General features: G+C 64.7%; 18 protein-coding genes. 14 read left to right on the top strand and 4 right to left on the bottom strand.

The window, feature by feature from the left end:
* Positions 1 to 48: 48 nt before the first annotated feature.
* Together ggt and ACIPPQ_RS04080 are read right to left on the bottom strand one after the other, a co-directional pair.
* Complete coding sequence (gene ggt, locus ACIPPQ_RS04085) at positions 49 to 1,740, bottom strand: gamma-glutamyltransferase (RefSeq protein WP_446542916.1); 1,692 nt, start codon at positions 1,738 to 1,740, stop codon at positions 49 to 51.
* Positions 1,741 to 1,815: 75 nt separating this feature from the next.
* Positions 1,816 to 2,883 carry a quinone-dependent dihydroorotate dehydrogenase gene (locus ACIPPQ_RS04080; protein WP_446542915.1) on the bottom strand — a complete coding sequence of 356 codons (1,068 nt, stop codon included), beginning with the start codon at positions 2,881 to 2,883 and terminating at the stop codon, positions 1,816 to 1,818.
* A gap of 71 nt (positions 2,884 to 2,954) precedes the next feature.
* Between ACIPPQ_RS04080 and ACIPPQ_RS04075 the strand changes: the two genes are divergently transcribed.
* The 11 genes from ACIPPQ_RS04075 to mddA all read left to right on the top strand — a co-directional run bounded on the left by ACIPPQ_RS04075 (position 2,955) and on the right by mddA (position 12,735).
* A complete protein-coding gene (locus ACIPPQ_RS04075) occupies positions 2,955 to 4,775 on the top strand; it encodes a DUF885 domain-containing protein (protein ID WP_446542914.1) in 1,821 nt (606 codons plus the stop codon).
* Between the two features lie 101 nt (positions 4,776 to 4,876).
* Entirely contained in the window at positions 4,877 to 5,764 is an 888-nt protein-coding gene (locus ACIPPQ_RS04070; RefSeq protein WP_446542913.1) for a helix-turn-helix domain-containing protein, read from the top strand.
* Positions 5,765 to 6,060: 296 nt separating this feature from the next.
* Entirely contained in the window at positions 6,061 to 6,516 is a 456-nt protein-coding gene (locus ACIPPQ_RS04065) for an SUF system Fe-S cluster assembly regulator (RefSeq protein ID WP_446542912.1), read from the top strand.
* Positions 6,513 to 8,000, top strand: a complete 1,488-nt coding sequence (gene sufB / locus ACIPPQ_RS04060) for a Fe-S cluster assembly protein SufB (protein WP_446542911.1) — start codon at positions 6,513 to 6,515, stop codon at positions 7,998 to 8,000. Before ACIPPQ_RS04065 ends, sufB begins: the two co-directional genes overlap by 4 nt.
* A complete protein-coding gene (locus tag ACIPPQ_RS04055) occupies positions 8,000 to 8,416 on the top strand; it encodes a hypothetical protein (RefSeq protein ID WP_446542910.1) in 417 nt (138 codons plus the stop codon). Before sufB ends, ACIPPQ_RS04055 begins: the two co-directional genes overlap by 1 nt.
* Positions 8,417 to 8,459: 43 nt before the next feature.
* Entirely contained in the window at positions 8,460 to 9,203 is a 744-nt protein-coding gene (gene sufC, locus ACIPPQ_RS04050; protein ID WP_446542909.1) for a Fe-S cluster assembly ATPase SufC, read from the top strand.
* Positions 9,200 to 9,931 (top strand): SufD family Fe-S cluster assembly protein, encoded by a 732-nt coding sequence (locus ACIPPQ_RS04045; protein WP_446542908.1) that lies wholly within the window; start codon positions 9,200 to 9,202, stop codon positions 9,929 to 9,931. Before sufC ends, ACIPPQ_RS04045 begins: the two co-directional genes overlap by 4 nt.
* Positions 9,928 to 11,109 (top strand): aminotransferase class V-fold PLP-dependent enzyme, encoded by a 1,182-nt coding sequence (locus ACIPPQ_RS04040; RefSeq protein WP_446542907.1) that lies wholly within the window; start codon positions 9,928 to 9,930, stop codon positions 11,107 to 11,109. Before ACIPPQ_RS04045 ends, ACIPPQ_RS04040 begins: the two co-directional genes overlap by 4 nt.
* Positions 11,110 to 11,120: 11 nt before the next feature.
* On the top strand, positions 11,121 to 11,588 hold the full coding sequence (locus tag ACIPPQ_RS04035) for an SUF system Fe-S cluster assembly protein (protein WP_446543108.1): 468 nt from the start codon (positions 11,121 to 11,123) through the stop codon (positions 11,586 to 11,588).
* Positions 11,588 to 11,944: a HesB/IscA family protein gene (locus tag ACIPPQ_RS04030; protein ID WP_446542906.1), complete on the top strand. Its 357-nt coding sequence runs from the start codon at positions 11,588 to 11,590 to the stop codon at positions 11,942 to 11,944. Before ACIPPQ_RS04035 ends, ACIPPQ_RS04030 begins: the two co-directional genes overlap by 1 nt.
* A 56-nt stretch (positions 11,945 to 12,000) precedes the next feature.
* Positions 12,001 to 12,735 (top strand): methanethiol S-methyltransferase, encoded by a 735-nt coding sequence (mddA, locus tag ACIPPQ_RS04025; protein WP_446542905.1) that lies wholly within the window; start codon positions 12,001 to 12,003, stop codon positions 12,733 to 12,735.
* On the opposite strand, the gene ACIPPQ_RS04020 is transcribed toward mddA, so the two are convergent.
* Positions 12,732 to 13,448 carry an extensin-like domain-containing protein gene (locus ACIPPQ_RS04020; protein WP_446542904.1) on the bottom strand — a complete coding sequence of 239 codons (717 nt, stop codon included), beginning with the start codon at positions 13,446 to 13,448 and terminating at the stop codon, positions 12,732 to 12,734. The genes mddA and ACIPPQ_RS04020 overlap by 4 nt on opposite strands.
* Before the next feature lie 68 nt (positions 13,449 to 13,516).
* Here ACIPPQ_RS04020 and ACIPPQ_RS04015 point away from each other — a divergent pair, with 68 nt between their 5' ends.
* Positions 13,517 to 15,061: a tryptophan halogenase family protein gene (locus ACIPPQ_RS04015; protein ID WP_446542903.1), complete on the top strand. Its 1,545-nt coding sequence runs from the start codon at positions 13,517 to 13,519 to the stop codon at positions 15,059 to 15,061.
* A 2-nt stretch (positions 15,062 to 15,063) separates the two neighbouring features.
* On the opposite strand, the gene ACIPPQ_RS04010 is transcribed toward ACIPPQ_RS04015, so the two are convergent.
* Complete coding sequence (locus ACIPPQ_RS04010) at positions 15,064 to 16,452, bottom strand: cation:proton antiporter (protein WP_446543107.1); 1,389 nt, start codon at positions 16,450 to 16,452, stop codon at positions 15,064 to 15,066.
* Between the two features lie 254 nt (positions 16,453 to 16,706).
* Between ACIPPQ_RS04010 and ACIPPQ_RS04005 the strand changes: the two genes are divergently transcribed.
* Both ACIPPQ_RS04005 and ACIPPQ_RS04000 read left to right on the top strand, forming a co-directional pair.
* Positions 16,707 to 16,952, top strand: a complete 246-nt coding sequence (locus ACIPPQ_RS04005) for a type II toxin-antitoxin system Phd/YefM family antitoxin (RefSeq protein WP_446542902.1) — start codon at positions 16,707 to 16,709, stop codon at positions 16,950 to 16,952.
* A complete protein-coding gene (locus tag ACIPPQ_RS04000; RefSeq protein ID WP_446542901.1) occupies positions 16,952 to 17,446 on the top strand; it encodes a PIN domain-containing protein in 495 nt (164 codons plus the stop codon). Before ACIPPQ_RS04005 ends, ACIPPQ_RS04000 begins: the two co-directional genes overlap by 1 nt.
* The last annotated feature ends 2 nt before the right edge of the window (positions 17,447 to 17,448 follow it).

The following is a 17,448-nucleotide window of genomic DNA, read 5'->3' as shown; positions in this document are numbered from 1 at the left end:
CTGCCTCTCTCCAGGGAGATTTCATTGCTTCTGTTTTGTTATCGTTGATCAATTCTGCGCCGGTGCGCCGTCGATCGAGGAGCTGCCGGGGCCGCGCGGATCGGCAGCGCCGCGCCAGCCAGCCGTCGTGTGCTCGATCGCGTTGAGCTTCGAGCCGAGGCTGGTTGCGGTGAAGCTGTAACCGAACGGTTTCATCTTTGCGGCAATCGCCTTGCCCGCGTCATTATTCTCGATCAGCACGCCGTCCTTCCCGAAGAAGAGGTTCGGCAGCTCCATCGCCTGTTTCGCATCGAGCCCCCAGTCGAGCACGCCGACGAGCACCTTGGTCACATGCATGATGATGCGCTTGCCACCCGCCGAGCCGACCGCGAGCACGACCTTGCCGTCGGGGCCGTAGACGACCGTCGGCGACATCGACGAGAGCGGACGCTTGCCCGCTTCGACCCGGTTCGCCGTCGGCACGCCGCCCTCGGTCGGTGCGAGATCGAAATCGGTGAGTTCGTTGTTGAGGAAATAGCCGTTCGCCATCAGCTGGCTGCCGAAGATGCTCTCGATCGTCGAGGTCATCGACACGAGATTGCCGCCCTTGTCGACGGTCACGAAATGCGTCGTTCCCTGCTCCGCGACCGGCGGCGCGGCCGCGCGCGGCTTCGCGCCCGGCGGGGTGCCGGGTTCATATTTTCCGGCGGCGCCATAGGGCGAGATGAGCTGGCGGCGCTCGGCGAGATAGCTCTTGTCGAGCAGGCCCTTCACCGGCACGTCGACGAAATCGCCGTCGCCGAGATAGGCCGCACGGTCGGCGTAGGAGAGCTGCATCGCTTCCGCGAGCAAATGCCAGCTCATCGGATTGTCCTTGCCCATCGTCTTCATGTCCCAGCCCTCGATCATGCCGAGGATGCCGAAGACAGTGGTCGCGCCCGACGAGGGCGGGCCCATGCCGCACACCTTGTAGATGCGATAGGTGGTGCAGACCGCGGGGCGTTCCTTCGCCTTGTAGGCAGCGATATCCTTGACGGTCAGCTGGCTCGGATGGCGCGGCGCCTTGGCGACCGCATCGCTGATCGCCTTGGCATTGGCGCCGGTGTAGAAGGCGTCAGGCCCGCGCGCCGCAATCTCGCGGAGCAGCTTGGCATAAGCGGGGTTCTTGATCCGCGTGCCCACCGGCGCGGGCTTGCCGTCGACATAATAGATCGCCTGCGGCGCGGGAAACTCTTTCCACATCGGTTCGAACTGGACGAGCCAGGTGTTGAGCGCGGGGGTGACGATGAAGCCTTCTTCGGCAAGCCTGATCGCGGGCTGGAACAGCGCCTTCCATTCGAGCTTGCCCCATTTCTTGTGCGCCATTTCCATCAGCCGCACATTGCCGGGAACGCCAACCGACAGCCCGCCCGGAATGACGTCCATATAGCCGCGCGCCTTGCCGTCGGGGCCGAGGAAGCGATCGGGCTTCGCCGCCGCGGGCGCCATTTCGCGTCCGTCGATCGTCGAGATGCTGCCATCCTTGGCATTGTGATGGATCATGAAGCCGCCGCCGCCGATACCGCTCGACTGCGGTTCGACGAGCGTCAGCACCGCAACCATCGCGATCGCGGCGTCGGCGGCGGTGCCACCCTGATGCAGAATCTCGCGCCCCGCCTCGGTCGCGCGCGGATCGGCGGACGAGGTGACGCCTTGTGCGAGCACGGGCGCGCTGACGGTGACGGAAAGGAGGACGGCGAGCGGGAGGAATCTTTTCAACATGCGCGCGACATTGGCGTGCACCTCGGGTCAAGGCAACCCTTGTTCCCCTCCCGCGTGCGGGAGGGGGAGAACCGCTTATTCCGTCCCCACCGCGTCCGACACACGCGCGAAACCGTCGCGAGCCGCCAGCTTTTCGAGGCCATGCGCGATCCGGGCAGCGAGGCCGGGGCCTTCATAGACCATCGCCGAATAGATCTGGACGAGACTGGCGCCCGCACGGATGCGTTCCCACGCCTGTTCGGGCGAGGCAATGCCCCCCGCCGCGACGATGGGCAGCTTGCCCCCGCTCGCGCTGTGAAAGTCCCTGACCCGCTGCAGTGCCAGTCCGGCGAGCGGCGCCCCCGACAGGCCGCCCGCCTCCTCCGCATGGCGTGAGGCGAGCGCGGGGCGCACGATCGTCGTATTCGACACGATCACCGCGGCGAGCCCCTTATCGAACGCGACGGCGACGATGTCGTCGATATCGGCGGGTTCGAGATCGGGTGCGACTTTGAGGAACACCGGCTTCGCCGCGCCCGCGGGCTGCGCCGCGGCAACGCCGTCGAGCAAAGCCTCGAGCGAACCCTTGTCCTGCAAGGCACGCAGCCCCGGCGTGTTGGGCGAGCTGATATTGACCGTCAGATAGTCGGCAAGCGGCGCCATCGCCGCAGTCCCCTTCGCATAATCGGCGATGCGGTCGGCGCTGTCCTTATTCGCGCCGATGTTGATCCCGAGCGGCACGGGCAGGCCATAGCGGCGGAGGCACCGGATTCGTTCGGCCGCCTTTTCCTGCCCGCCGTTGTTGAAGCCCATGCGGTTGATCACCGCTCGATCCTCGACGAGCCGGAACAGGCGCGGCCGCGGATTGCCGTCCTGCGGCAGTGGGGTAAGCGTGCCGACCTCGACAAAACCGAAACCGAAATGCGGCATGACGTGCGCGACGCGCGCATCCTTGTCGAAGCCTGGCGCGAGGCCGACGGGGTTCGGGAATTTCAATCCCGCGAGTTCGGTCGCGAGCGCGGGGCTGGTCAGCGCATGCCGCGCACGCGGGAGCGGCTGGAGCGCGCTGAGCGTCAGATTGTGCGCCGCCTCGCCATCGGTGGCGTGGACGATCGGGCGGACGAGCGCATAGGCGCTATCGGTGAGCGAGGCGAAGAGCGACATGGCCCCCGCCATTGCGCGCACGGTGACGCTATGGCAAGTCCCCAGCACATCGGAAAAACCGGGAGAAATTCGTGTCGCACCTCAAGATTATCGCTCGCCTGTCCACCGGCCTCGCGCTGTTCGCCGTGGCGGGCTGTGCGCCGTCCGCAGTGCAGGAAGCACCCGCCGTCGCCGCACCGGCACCCGTTTCCGATGCCGCGCCCGCGGGCGCGAACCTCGCGCAATTCTTCGACAATTATGACGCGGCGCAGCTTTCGCTCACCCCGCAAGGCAAGGCCTATCGCGGCATTCGCGATGCCGATTATGGCAAGTGGAACGACGTCAGCGACGAGGCTGCAGTCGCGTCGCACAAGCTGCAACAGGCGACGGCCGAGGCGATGCGCGGCAGCTTCGATCCGAAGACGATGTCTGCCGACGATGCGCTGTCGTTCGAACTGTTCAATGCGCAGGCCGCGCGCGCCGACCGCCTGTTCCCCTATCGCAGCCATGGCTATGTCTTCGACCAGATGAACGGCGCGCAGAGCCAGCTTCCTGCCTTCCTCATTAACATCCACCGCGTCGCAAACGTCGCCGAGGCCGAAGCCTATGTGTCGCGCATCCGAGGCCTCGGCCCCGTGCTCGACGCGCTGTCGGCGCAGTCGGCCGAACGCGCAACGAAAGGTGTCCAGCCGCCGAAGTGGGTCTATGCCTATCTGATTTCCGACATCGGCAACCTGCAGAAGCCCGACAATGCGGTGGTCGAGGATATCACGGCGAAGGTCGGCAAGCTTGCCATCGACGCCGCCGAAAAGGCGCGGCTGATCGCGGCCGCGAGGGCGGCGTGGAACGAAAGCGCCGGCCCCGCCTATGGCCGCCTGCTGACCGAAATGAAGCGCCAGCAGGCGATCGCGCCGACGCAGGACGGCGTGTGGCGCCTGCCCGACGGCAAGGCCTATTATGAGGCGCTGCTCGCCAATTACACGACGACCGACATGACCGCGGCCGAAATCCATGACCTCGGCCTCGCCGAAGTCGCGCGCATCCATGGCGAGATGAAGAAGATCATGGCGAAGGTCGGCTTCAAGGGCACGCTCCAGCAATTCTTCGTGCACCTGCGCACCAGCCCGCAATATTATTACACGACCCGCGAGGCCTATCTGGCCGAGGTCGACGCGAAGGTGAAGGCGATGGAGGCGCGCCTGCCCGCTTTCTTCAACACGCTGCCGAAAGCGCATCTGCAGGTGAAGGCGGTCGAGGCGTTCCGCGAGAAATCGGCGGGCAAGGCCTTTTACCAGTCGCCCTCGCCCGACGGATCGCGGCCGGGCACCTATTATGTGAACCTCTATGACCTGCGCGACATGTCGAAGACCGAACTTGAGGCGCTCGCCTATCACGAGGGCGTTCCGGGGCATCACCTCCAGCGCGCGGTGCAGACCGAGCTCACCGGCCTGCCACCCTTCCGCCGCTTCGGCGGCTTCACCGCCTATACCGAAGGCTGGGGCCTCTATACCGAGGAACTCGGCAAGGACATGGGCTTCTACACCGATCCCTACAGCGATTTCGGACGGCTCGGCATGGAGTTGTGGCGTGCGTGCCGCCTCGTCGTCGACACCGGCATCCACGACAAACGCTGGACCCGCGAACAGGCCATCCAGTACCTCAAGGACAACACCCCCAACCCCGATGGCGACATCGAAAAGGCGATCGAGCGCTATATCGTCTATCCGGGACAGGCGACCGCTTACCTCATCGGCAAGCTCAAGATCATGGAGTTGCGCGGCCGGGCGCAGGCGGCGCTGGGCGACAAGTTCGATTTCCGCACCTTCCACGACGTCGTGCTCGAATCGGGGCCGGTGCCGCTCGACGTCCTCGAACGGCGTATCGACGGCTGGATCGCGGCCCAGAAAGGTTAAGCAAATTGACGATTGCCGCTTGACGCGCGAGCCCGAAACGCAAATGATTTGACCCAGAAAATAAGGCGGCCGGATCACGGTTGCCAAAGGTCTGGGTCTTCATGTCGGATATTTCTTCCTCGCCTGGGGGCGTGGACGGCACCGCGCCGTTCGAGCTGCACTATTTCCCGCCCGATCCCGATCTGGCGGAGATGGTGTCGAGCTTTTATTTCGCGCGCATCAACATGCCGCGTTTCGACGAATATGAACGCGCCGACCGCCCGCAGTTCCGCTTTGTGACCGCCGCCGACGGCGAATATGTCTTCGCTGACGATCACCGCGCGCCGGTCTGCAAGGCGAACATCGTCGGACCGACGAGCGGGCGCGTCCGCGCGATCAGCCATTGCCCGACCCAGATGTTCGGATTCGGCATGTTGCCCGCGGGCTGGGCGGCGCTGATAGGCGACGATGCCGACAAGCTGACCGACCGCGCGATGAACGCCGCCGACCTGTTCGGCCCCTGGATCGATGAGGTCGCCGCCGCGCTGGAAACGGCGACGAGCATCGAGGACAAGCTGGTCATCGGCAACAATTTCGCACGCGAGGTGCTGACGCGGGGCGAGACCGCACCGATGTGGTTCATCCGCACCGTCGACGGATGGCTTACCGAATCGCCCTCGCCGCAAGTTACCGAACTCGTCGAGGCAACGGGCATGTCGATCCGCTCGGTCGAACGGATGACGAAGCATTATTATGGCCTGTCGCCGCGAATGCTCGCGCGCAAATATCGCGCGGTGCGCGCCGCATCGGCGCTCGCACGCGGCGAGGGGCTCGACTCCGCGCAGCTCGGCGATGCTTTTTACGACCAGTCGCACCTGATCCGCGAGATCAAGCGCTTCGCCGGCGCGACCCCCGGCCAGCTCGGCAAGCCCACCAGCTATACCGAAGCGACGACGAGGGGCCGCAAGCAACTCGCGGGCAAGGTCAGCCCGCTCGTGTCCGAGACCTGACGCGGGTTAACCATCAAAAGCGCAGGCCGCGTCGATTTGGCGTTTTCATCCAATCACGAATCATCGCGCGGGCATAATCCCCCGTTGCGACCCAGAAGAGCTCATCCTCTGACGAGGACTTGAGACCTTCATCTTGGCACTCATTTGGCTTCGGCCGGATGGGTGCCTTTTTTTTGGCGCAACTTTTCTATCATCGCGCACATCCGCGATTGCTTGCGCTCGCGGGACCGCGCGCCTATGTAAGTGGAGTAATTTACTCCAGTTAAGAATCGTTCGCAACTGCGACGGAAAAGAGCATGCGCCTGTCCAATCTTGCCGACTATGCCGTGGTGCTGATGAGCGCCGCCGCCCGCCAGTGCGGGTCGGTGCCGATTCACGCCGGCATGCTCGCCGAGCAGACGGGCATCCCGGGACCGACCGCGCAGAAGCTGGTGAGCCAGCTCGCGCGCGCGGGCCTGCTCGTCGCCTCGCGCGGCAGCGGCGGCGGGGTAAGGCTCGCGCGGCCCGCGGCGGCGATCAACGTCGCCGAGATCATCGAAGCGGTCGAAGGACCGATCGCGCTGACTGCCTGCGTCGCCGAAGGGCGCCACGATTGCTCGCTCGAGGGCAGTTGCAAGGTGCAGCCGCATTGGGGCGTCGTGAACGGCGCGGTACGTGGCGCGCTGGCGGAAATCAGCCTCGCGAGCCTGTCCGTTGCACCGAAAACTCCCTTTCCGATTCCGGCGATGGCCGGCGACGAGATCAGATTATGACCGATAACACCGAACTCCCCGTCAAGGATCAGGCCGCGCATGACGCCGCAGCGAAGGTCGCCGATTATGAGCATGGCTGGTCCTCGGCCATCGAGACCGACTTCGCGCCCAAGGGGCTGACCGAGGATACGGTCCGCTTCATCAGCGCCAAGAAGAACGAGCCCGAATGGATGCTCGACTGGCGGCTGAAGGCGTTTCGCCACTGGCAGACGATGGAGACGCCCGACTGGGCGAAGCTCAACGTCCCGCCGATCGATTATCAGGACGCCTATTATTATGCGGCGCCCAAGGCGAAGCCGAAGCTTTCGAGCCTCGACGAGGTCGATCCCGAAATCCTCGAAGTCTACAAGAAGCTCGGCATCCCGATCGAGGAGCAGAAGGTGCTCGCGGGCGTCGAGGGCGCACGCAAGGTCGCGGTCGACGCGGTGTTCGACAGCGTCAGCGTCGCGACGACCTTCCGCGAGGAACTGAAGCGCGCGGGCGTGATCTTCCTCTCGATCTCCGAAGCGATCCGCGAATATCCCGAGCTGGTGAAGAAGTGGCTCGGCAAGGTCGTGCCGATGCACGACAATTATTTCGCGACGCTCAATTGCGCGGTCTTCTCCGACGGGACGTTCGTTTACGTGCCCGAGGGTGTGCGCTGCCCGATGGAGCTCAGCACCTATTTCCGCATCAATGCCGAGAATACGGGGCAATTCGAGCGCACGCTGATCATCGCCGACAAGGGCGCTTACGTCTCGTACCTCGAAGGCTGCACCGCGCCGATGCGCGACGAGAACCAGCTCCACGCCGCGGTGGTCGAACTGGTGACGCTCGACGATGCCGAGATCAAATATTCGACGGTGCAGAACTGGTACCCCGGCAACGCCGAGGGTCTGGGCGGTATCTATAATTTCGTGACCAAGCGCGCGCTGTGTCAGGGCAAGCGCAGCAAGGTATCGTGGACGCAGGTCGAAACCGGCAGCGCGATCACGTGGAAATATCCGAGCTGCGTACTCAACGGCGATGACAGCGTCGGCGAATTCTATTCGGTCGCGGTCACCAACAACTACCAGCAGGCCGACACCGGCACCAAGATGATCCACAATGGCAAGCGCACGCGTTCGACCATCGTTTCGAAGGGCATCAGCGCGGGCAAGTCGAACAACACCTATCGCGGCATCGTCCGCGTCGCGCCGAATGCCGAGGGCGTGCGCAACTTCACCCAGTGCGACAGCCTGCTTCTGGGCAGCACGTGCGGTGCGCACACCGTCCCCTATATCGAGGTCCGCAACCCGACCGCGACGGTCGAGCATGAAGCGACGACGAGCAAGATCAGCGACGACCAGCTTTTCTACGCGATGCAGCGCGGGCTGGGGCAGGAAGAGGCGGTGGCGCTGATCGTCAACGGCTTTGCCAAGGAAGTGCTGCAGCAACTGCCGATGGAGTTTGCGGTCGAGGCGCAGAAATTGCTTGGGATCAGTTTGGAAGGATCGGTTGGATAATGCAGATGCTCGTCAAATCAGTGTTGCTCGGAGCAGGCCTGCTGGCTTTCACCGGTGGCGCTCACGCCGCTGCGCCGGCCAAAACGCTGCCGGAAGAGTTGCGCGGCAATTGGTTTGAGGACGACAATCACATCATCCCGGTCTGTTCAAATGAAGATTCCGGTTTGCTTCAGGTCGAAGCGACCGAGTTCACCTTTCCCATGGAAATCGGCACCGTCATTGACGTGACCGAGGTAGAAATGAACCGCTACCGCGTCCGGTTTTGGGAGCAATCCGCATCGGATGGACCACAGCCGCCATCGCCCGTGGAGCGCTCTCAGTTTTGGTCGCTCAGTCACGACGCCGAACATCTTTACATTAGCGGCAATGGCATGTCGCTCGACCTTTTCCGCTGCCGCCCCCAGCCCACCGAATGATGACGCCCGCCAGGCGCATGAATCGATACGGACAAGACAAAACATGCTGACGATTGAAAACCTCCACGCCACCGTCGCCGACAAGCCGATCCTGAAGGGCCTGTCGCTCGCCATCAATGCGGGCGAGATCCATGCGATCATGGGGCCCAATGGCGCGGGCAAGTCGACTTTGTCTTATGTCCTCGGCGGACGGCCCGGTTATGAGGTCACCGACGGGTCGGCCACCTTCGACGGGCAGGATTTGCTCGACATGGACCCGCACGAGCGCGCCGCGGCGGGGCTGTTTCTGGGGTTCCAATATCCGGTCGAAATCCCCGGCGTGTCGAACGTCCAGTTCCTGCGCGAAAGCCTCAACGCCCAGCGCAAGGCGCGTGGGCAAGAGCCGCTGTCGGGCGGCGATTTCCTGAAGCTCGCGCGCGAGAAGGCGGGGCTGCTCAAGATGGACATGGACATGCTCAAGCGTCCGGTGAACGTCGGCTTTTCGGGCGGCGAGAAGAAGCGCAACGAGATGGTGCAGATGGGGATCCTCGACCCCAAGCTCGCGATCCTCGACGAGACGGACTCCGGCCTCGACATCGATGCGCTGCGCACCGTCGGCGACGGGATCAACGCGATCATGCGGCGCCCCGACAAGGCGGTGTTGCTGATCACGCACTATCAGCGCCTGCTCGACTATGTGCAGCCCGATTTTGTGCATGTCCTTGCCGCCGGCCGGATCGTGAAGTCGGGCGGGCCCGAGTTGGCGCGCGAACTGGAAGAACATGGTTATGCGGAGATCGCGGCTTGACCACGCGCGACCTCCCCTCGCGCCGCGACGAAGCGTGGCGCTATAGCGACATCGACGCGGTGACCGCGGCGTGGCCGCTGCCTGCGCCCGAGAGCATCATCGTGCCCGCGGGCGGCGATTTCCGCCGCGCGATCATGCAGGACACGGGTGCAATCCAACAAATCGAAATGAGCATCGGCAAGGGCGCGGCTGCGTCGTTGCATGTGCTCAACATCGGCGGCGCCTACGGCCGCATCGAACTCGCCGTTACGTTGCATGAAGGCGCCGATTTCCACTTCGGCGCGGCGCAGATCGGCGGTGGTCAGCAGAATCTGGAGATCATCACCACCGTTACCCATGCCGAACCCGGCGCGACGTCGCGGCAGGTTGTGCGCTCGGTGCTCGGCGGCACGGCGACCGGCACCTATCTCGGCAAGGTTGCGGTCGCGCGCGATGCACAGCAGACCGACAGCGAGCAGGATGTGAAGGCGATGCTGCTCGACCGCAGCGCGACCGCCAATGCCAAGCCTGAACTCGAAATCTTCGCCGACGATGTGAAGTGCGCGCATGGCTGCGCGATCGGCGAACTCGACGCCATGGCGCTCTATTATCTCCAGTCGCGCGGGCTGCCGCCGGGCGAGGCGAAGAAGCTGATGCTGCAGGCGTTCGTCGCCGGCGTGTTCGATGGCGCAGAGGACGAGGAACAATTGCAGGCGCTCGCGCTGGCGAAGCTGGGGGAACTGGTGTGAGCACCGCGACCGCCCTCCGCACCTTCCCCGACGTCCGCGCCGACTTCCCGGGCCTCACCCCCGGCTGGCACTATCTCGATACCGCCGCGACCGCACAGAAGCCGCAAGCGGTGATCGACGCGACGGTGAACGCGATGGGCCGCGATTATGCGACGGTGCACCGGGGTGTCTATGCACGCTCGGCCGACATGACACTCGCCTATGAGGCGGCGCGGCGGCGCATCGCGGGCTTTATCGGGGCGAAGGAAGAACAGATCGCGTTCGTGCGCGGCGCGACCGAGGCGATCAACCTCGTCGCTTATTCGCATCCGAACAAGGGCCGCGTACTGATGTCGGTGCTCGAACATCACAGCAATATTGTGCCCTGGCAGCTTGCGGGGTGGCAGGTCGACGTCTGCCCGCTGACCGAAGACGGCTGCATCGACCTCGATGCCGCCGAAAAGCTGCTCACCCCCGAACACACGATGGTCGCCTTCGCGCATGTCTCGAACGTGCTCGGCAGCCCGCTCGATGTCGCACGCGCGGCAGACCTCGCGCACCGCGTCGGCGCCGAACTGCTGATCGACGGCTGTCAGGCGGTGCCGCGCCTGCCCGTCGATGTCGCCGCGCTCGGCTGCGACTATTATGCCTTCTCGGGGCACAAGCTCTATGGCCCCACCGGGATCGGCGTGCTGTGGAGCGACAAGCTCGATCGCCTGCCGCCGTGGCAGGGCGGCGGATCGATGATCGACCGCGTGACTTTCGAAAAGACGACCTACGCCCCGGCACCGACACGGTTCGAGGCGGGCACCCCCGCGATTATCGAGGCGATCGGACTCGCGGCGGCGGTCGAATATGTCGAGGCGATCGGGATCGATGCGATCCACGCGCATGAGGTCGCGCTGGTAGCAAGTCTGCGCGAACAGCTTTCGCGCAAGAACAGCATCACGCTCTTTGGCCGCGAAAACAGCGCCGGGATCGTCAGTTTTGCGATGGCGGGGGTTCATCCGCACGACATCGGCACTATCTTGGACGAAAGCGGGGTCGCGATCCGCGCCGGGCACCATTGCGCACAACCGCTGATGGAGCATCTGGGAGTGCCCGCGACCGCACGCGCGAGTTTTGGCGTTTACAGCAATGACGACGATGTGGCGGCGCTGATCGACGGCCTCGCCCGCGTCGAGAGGATTTTCGGATGAGCGAGGACCGGATGAGCGATAACGGAATTCGGGTTGAGGAAGTCACGAGCGTCGAGGCGCCGCCGAAAGCGCGCGTCGCGGATGCCGAGACCGCGCCAGAAAAGCTGGAGCGCAAGCGCGACTATCTCGAAGGTTTCCTGGCGGCCAAGCCTGCGGCGGTCGAACCGGGCGCGGTCGGCGGCGACCTGTATGAAGCCGTGGTCAATGCGCTGAAGGATATCTTCGACCCCGAAATCCCCGTGAATATCTACGACCTCGGGCTCATCTACAATGTCGAGATCGACGAAGGCCATGTGCTCGTGACGATGACGCTGACGACGCCGCATTGCCCGGTCGCCGAATCGATGCCCGCCGAAGTCGAATTGCGCGTCGGCGCGGTGCCCGGCGTCGGCGATGCCGAAGTCAACCTCGTATGGGATCCGCCGTGGTCGCCGCAGAATATGAGCGACGAAGCGCGGCTCGAACTGGGAATGCTGTAATGACCGAAACGAAAACCCGCGCGCGCCCGGCCGCTGTCACGCTGACGCCGAACGCCGAGGAGCGTGTTGCGAAGCTGATGGCGTCGGCGCCCGAGGGCGCGATCGGCGTCCGCCTGTCGACCCCGCGCCGCGGCTGTTCGGGGCTTGCCTACTCGGTCGATTATGTCACCGAAGAGGTGAAGTTCGACGAGAAGATCGAAACCCCCGGCGGCACCTTCTACATCGACGGCGCGTCGGTGCTCTACCTGATCGGCAGCGTCATGGACTGGGTCGAGGATGATTTCGCCGCGGGCTTCGTGTTCGAGAATCCGAACGCCAAGGGCGCGTGCGGCTGCGGCGAGAGCTTCACCGTCTAAAGCGCGCTTTTCCGCGGAAAATATGCTATATTGGCCCCGAAATAGCAGGGGCTGTCATGATGCGTGCGCTCTATTTGCTTTATGCCGCAGTGGCTTATGCGATCTTTTTCGCGACCTTCTTGTACCTGATCGCCTTTGCCGGCAATTTCCCGATCGTGCCGGTGACGGTCGACTTCGCGCGCGTTGCGACGCCCGGGAAAGCGGCGCTGATCGACGCGGCGCTGATCGCGCTGTTCGGCATCCAGCATAGCGTGATGGCGCGGCCGGGTTTCAAGACGGGCTGGACGCGCATCGTCCCCGCGCCGATCGAGCGCAGCACCTATGTGCTGTTCGCCAGCGTGGCATTGATCGTGCTGATGGCATTCTGGCATCAACTGACGACGCCGGTGTGGACTATTACGCACGGCTTGGGCGCCGCGATCCTGTGGGTCCTGTTCGCGAGCGGCTGGGCGATCGTGCTGACCAGCACCTTCCTGATCAACCATTTCGAACTGTTCGGGCTGCAGCAGGCGTGGTTCGCGCTGCGCGAAAGGGCGGCCGCGCCGCCGGTGTTGCGCCAGCCCTTTTTCTACCGCTTCGTCCGCCACCCGCTCTACGCCGGCTTCTTCATCGCCTTCTGGGCGACGCCGGTGATGACTATGGGGCATCTGCTGCTCGCGGCGGGCATGTCGATCTATATGCTGATCGCGATCCGGTTCGAGGAACGCGATCTGATCGACATCTTCGGCGAGGCCTATGCCGGTTACCGCAGGCGTGTCGGTATGCTCTTCCCGCGCTTCGGCCGCCGCTAGTGGCAGACGGTCCAGCCCGCCGTCCGCGCCGCCATGTCGAGATGGAAATGATCGGCGTGCGCGCGGTTATAGTCGGGTGAGAGGGTCGTGCTGAACAGCCCGCAGGTCTCGTCGCGAACCGCGTGCAGGAATTCGCTGCGCTTGTCGCCCGGCGCCCAGTCGTTGATCAGCGTGATGCGCGTACCGTCGGCCAGGATGAAGGCCGAGATATCGATCGCGTTGGCGGTCGAATGCTGGCTCTGCGCCTGCTCGCCCGCAATCTTGCGGCAATTATAGCTGCCGAGATTCTCGAGTTCGACCACCTTTTGCCCGAAATATTTCCGCGCGAGGGGCTGGACCACGTCGCGGTTCCACAGCGCCATCGCCGCGGTAACCGCGCAGCCCGGCGCGGCGCGCGCGGGGCGCATCGTCGGCACGAAGCTGTCGCCCGTCAGGATCATGCGCTGGCTTGCACGGCACGCATCGGTGCCGATCGCGGGGCGCCGGAGATAGCCCGCGCCGGCGCGGTCGAAGGCAGCGAAGCAGGCGCTGTCGTCGCTTGCCAGTGCCACAAGCTTTCGGTGCGTCGCCCACCCCGGCGGCTGCGCAAGTTCGAAACGCGCGGCCGGATTATGCTGGGGATGATCGCGCACCCATTGCATGCCAAGGATCGCGCCGAGGGTGACCAGCAGCGCGGCGCCGAACCAGAGCAGATAGGGGCGAAGAGTCTTCATCTTGTCCGTTGCTGCGTGCCGCAAATTACCGCTTGTTGAAAGCGCTTTGCGGCTCGATAGCGTTCCGGGTGGCAAAACGCTCGATCCTGATTGTCGGCGGCGGCGCCGCGGGGTGGCTGACCGCTGCCTATCTCGCGCGTTTTTTCGACCTGCCGCGCAATCCGCGCCTGTCGATCACGCTGATCGCGTCGGACGAGATCGGCAGCATCGGGGTCGGCGAAGGCGCCTTCCCGACGATCCGCAGCACGCTGCAGTTCATCGGCATCGACGAGAGCGAATTTGTCCGCGCGACGTCGGCGACTTTCAAGCAGGGCATCCGGTTCGACAACTGGGTCCATACGCCGACGGAAGGGCAGTCGAGCCATTTCCTCCACCCGTTCGAGGCGCCCTATCATGGCGACGGGCATAGTCTCGTCTCCTACTGGCTGCTCCAGGACGAAAAGCTGCGGCGGCCGTTCGCCGAGGCGATGACGATCCAGAACCGCGTCGCCGAGGCGCGCCGCGCGCCCAAACGCCGCGGCGAAGGCGAGTTCACCGGTCCGCTGAACTATGCCTATCATTTCGACGCAAAGCGGCTGGCCGACGTCCTGTCGGAACGCGCGCGCGCGATGGGGGTCGTCCAACTGCACGGCACGCTGACCGGCGTCGAACTCGACGGGGCGAGCGGCGCAATCGACCATGTCGTGACCCCCGAGCATGGCACGCTGTCCGCCGACCTCTATATCGACTGTTCGGGTTTCCGTGCCGAGCTGATCCGTGGCGCGATGCAGGCGCCGTTCCGCAGCGTGAAGGACATGTTGTTCACCGACCGCGCGCTCGCGTGCAAGATTCCTTACGACCGGCCCGAGGCCCCGCTCGAAAGCTATACGATCGCCGCGGCGCACGAAGCGGGATGGACATGGGATATCGGCCTTGCGGGCGCGCGCGGCATCGGCTGCGTCTATTCGAGCAATCATCTGAGCGACGACCGCGCGGCGGACATCCTCGCCGCTTATACCGGCGGGCGCAGCCTCGACTTCGAGCCGCGGCGCATCCCGTTCGAGGCGGGCTACCTCACCACGCCATGGGTCGGGAATTGCGTCGCCGTCGGCCTGTCGGGCGGCTTCCTCGAACCGCTCGAATCAACCGGCCTCGTGACCATCGAAACCGCCGCGGCGATGATCGCCGAGATGTTCCCGCTCGGCGGCCCGATGCACGCCCCCGCACGACGCTTCAATGAGCTGATGACCGCACGCTACGCCAATATCGTCAACTTCCTGAAGCTCCATTATTGCCTGAGCCGCCGCGACGAACCCTTCTGGCGCGACAATGCCGACCCGGCGTCGATCCCGGAGCGGCTGAAGGAGCTGCTCGAACAATGGCGCTATCGCCCGCCGGGGCGCTTCGATTTCATCCTCGACCTCGAAAGCTTCGCCTTCTTCAATTACCAATATATCCTCTATGGCATGGAATATCGCACCGACCTGTCGCCGGTGCGCGAGGAATATCCCGATGTCGCCGAGGCCGAACGCATCTTTGCGCGCATCCGCAGTTTCGGCGACCAGGCGGCGCACGACCTGCCCGCGCACCGCGCGCTGATCGACCAGATCAACGCGGGTGCGGCCGCCGCCTGAAATCAGGCGGGTTTGGCGGACAGCCGTTCGGTAGGCTGCGTTTCGTCCGCCCCGTCGGTGCCGAGCGCCCCCAGCTCGCCGGTCTCGCGCGCCTTGCGCCCGTAGACCACCTCGAACAGCGGCCCCGCCATCACCGTCGTGATGATCGCCATCAGCACCATCATCGAAAACAAGGTCGGCCCTATGATGCCCTTTTGCAGCCCGATGTTGATGATGATGAGTTCCATCAGCCCGCGCGCATTCATCAACGCGCCAATGCCGAGCGCGGTGCGGTTGTCCTCGCCCGCGAGCCGCGCCGCGAGCCAGCAGGCGCCGAACTTCGCCGCGATCGACACGAGCAATATGCCGAGCGCGAGCGCGAGCAAGGTCAGGCTGTTCACCGTATCGAGCCGCGTGTTGAGCCCCGAATAGGTGAAGAAGACCGGCACGAGCAGGATCGTGATCGGCCCGACCTTGCGCTTGATCTCTTCGGTCAGCTTTCCGCGCGGCATGCAGACGCCGAGGATGAAGCCGCCGAACACCGCGTGGATGCCCGCCGCGTCCATGACGAAGGCGCAGAGCGCGAAAAGCATGAGGACGATCGAGAGGACCGTGTCGCTCATTTCGCCGCGTGCCTCAACGATCCGGCCGAGCGGTTCCAGCAGCCGGCGTCCGATAAGGAACATGAAGAGCGCGAAGGACAGCCCGCCGACGATCGCGATCAGGGCGACACCGGGCCCGCCGCCAAAGGTCGCGAGCACGATCGCGAGAACGCACCACGACACGGCATCGTCGAACGCGCCGGCGGTCAGCGTGAGCGTCCCGAGCGCGGTGTTGGCGAGGCCGCGCTCGTTGATGATGCGCGCGAGCATCGGGAAAGCGGTGAGCGCGATACACGCGCCCATGAACAAGGTCGCGCTGCCCTGGCTCAACCCCTCGGTGAACAGGCCGGGGACGTCGAGCAGGAAGGGCGTGATCAGCGCAGCGAACAGGAAGGGCGCGACGATGCCCGCGGCGGACACGCCCATCGCGCTTTTCGCTTTCGACTGGAAATGATCGAGCCGCAGCGTCGTACCGACGAGGAACATGTAAAGCCCGACGCCGACCTGTGCGCAGACATAGAGGATGTTGCGCGTTTCCTTCGGAAACAGCGCCGCCTGAAATTCGGGGAAAAAGAGTCCGAAGAGCGATGGCCCGAGGAGGACGCCCGCGATCATCTCTCCCACCACCTGCGGTTGCCCGAGGAATGTCTTCGCGACCCAGCCGACAGCGCGGCAGACGAGCAGGATCACCGCGATCTGGAGGAAGAAATGGATGCTGAAATCGGTCGGCGTATAGCTTTGCGCCGCGGTGACCGCAGGACCGTGCGCGCCGAGCACATCGCCGATGGCGCGCATCAGTTCACCGAACATATCTGATACCAATTCCGCTCTCCCCCTTCTGGCGAAGCCGCGACTCATATCGACGCTTACTTGCCAACTTCCCGCGAAGAGGAGGCCATGAAGCTTTGGCCAACGCAATACCACATCGGGAATTGGGCTCGGCACACATCGCGATTCTCGCGCCAGCCTCCATTTTTGTTGCGGACCGGTCACAGTGTAGTAACATACCTACATGTGAACGCTATCAATATTGCCTTGTTTTTGCATAAGGAGGGCTGCGCACGATGAAACGGGTCACCAGCCGCGAGCTCAATCAGGACGTCAGCCGCGCGAAGCGCTTCGCGCTCGTCGAGCCCGTGTTCGTCACCGACCGCGGGCGCGCCACCCATGTCCTGATCAGCATCGACGCCTGGCGGCAGTTGAGCGGCGAGCGCGAGACGATGGCGCAACTGCTCGCCGCCGCGCCCGGCGACATGCCGCTCGACCGCACCCTCCTGTACCGGGCGCTGGACCGGAACGGGCGCGGCTGATGTTCCTCATCGATTCAGAAGTCTTGCTCGACCTGCGCCATGCACGCACCGACGGCGATGGCGCGGTGCTGGCAGGCTGGGCACAGCGGACATCGCGGCAATCGATGTTCCTGTCGGCGCTGTCGCTTGTCGAGCTGGAAAAGGCCGCTGCGCTGGCGGCGAAGCAGGGCAAGGCGGCGGGTGCCGCATGGCGGGGCTGGATCGACGGCCAGCTGCTACCCGCGTTCGAGGGTCGCGTGTTGCCCGTCGACCTCGCAATCGCGCAGCGCCGCGCGGCGCTGCCCTTCGATCACGACCGCGACGCGCTGCTCGCCGCGACCGCGCTCGAACATGGATTGACGCTCGTCACCTATCGCACCGCGGCGTTTCGCGGCGCGCGGCTGAAGCTGCTCGACCCCAGCCGCCTCGCTCCCGATGCGGGCGAGGACGGCGACTGGCGCGAAGCGACACGGACGCAGGCGCCGTGGATCCGGAACCTGTTCATCCGCGGCTGACG

The sequence above is a fragment of the Sphingopyxis sp. LARHCG72 genome (assembly GCF_052871675.1).
The sequence above is the reverse complement of the archived record's forward strand: the minus strand, read 5'-3'. Positions and strand labels throughout refer to the sequence as shown.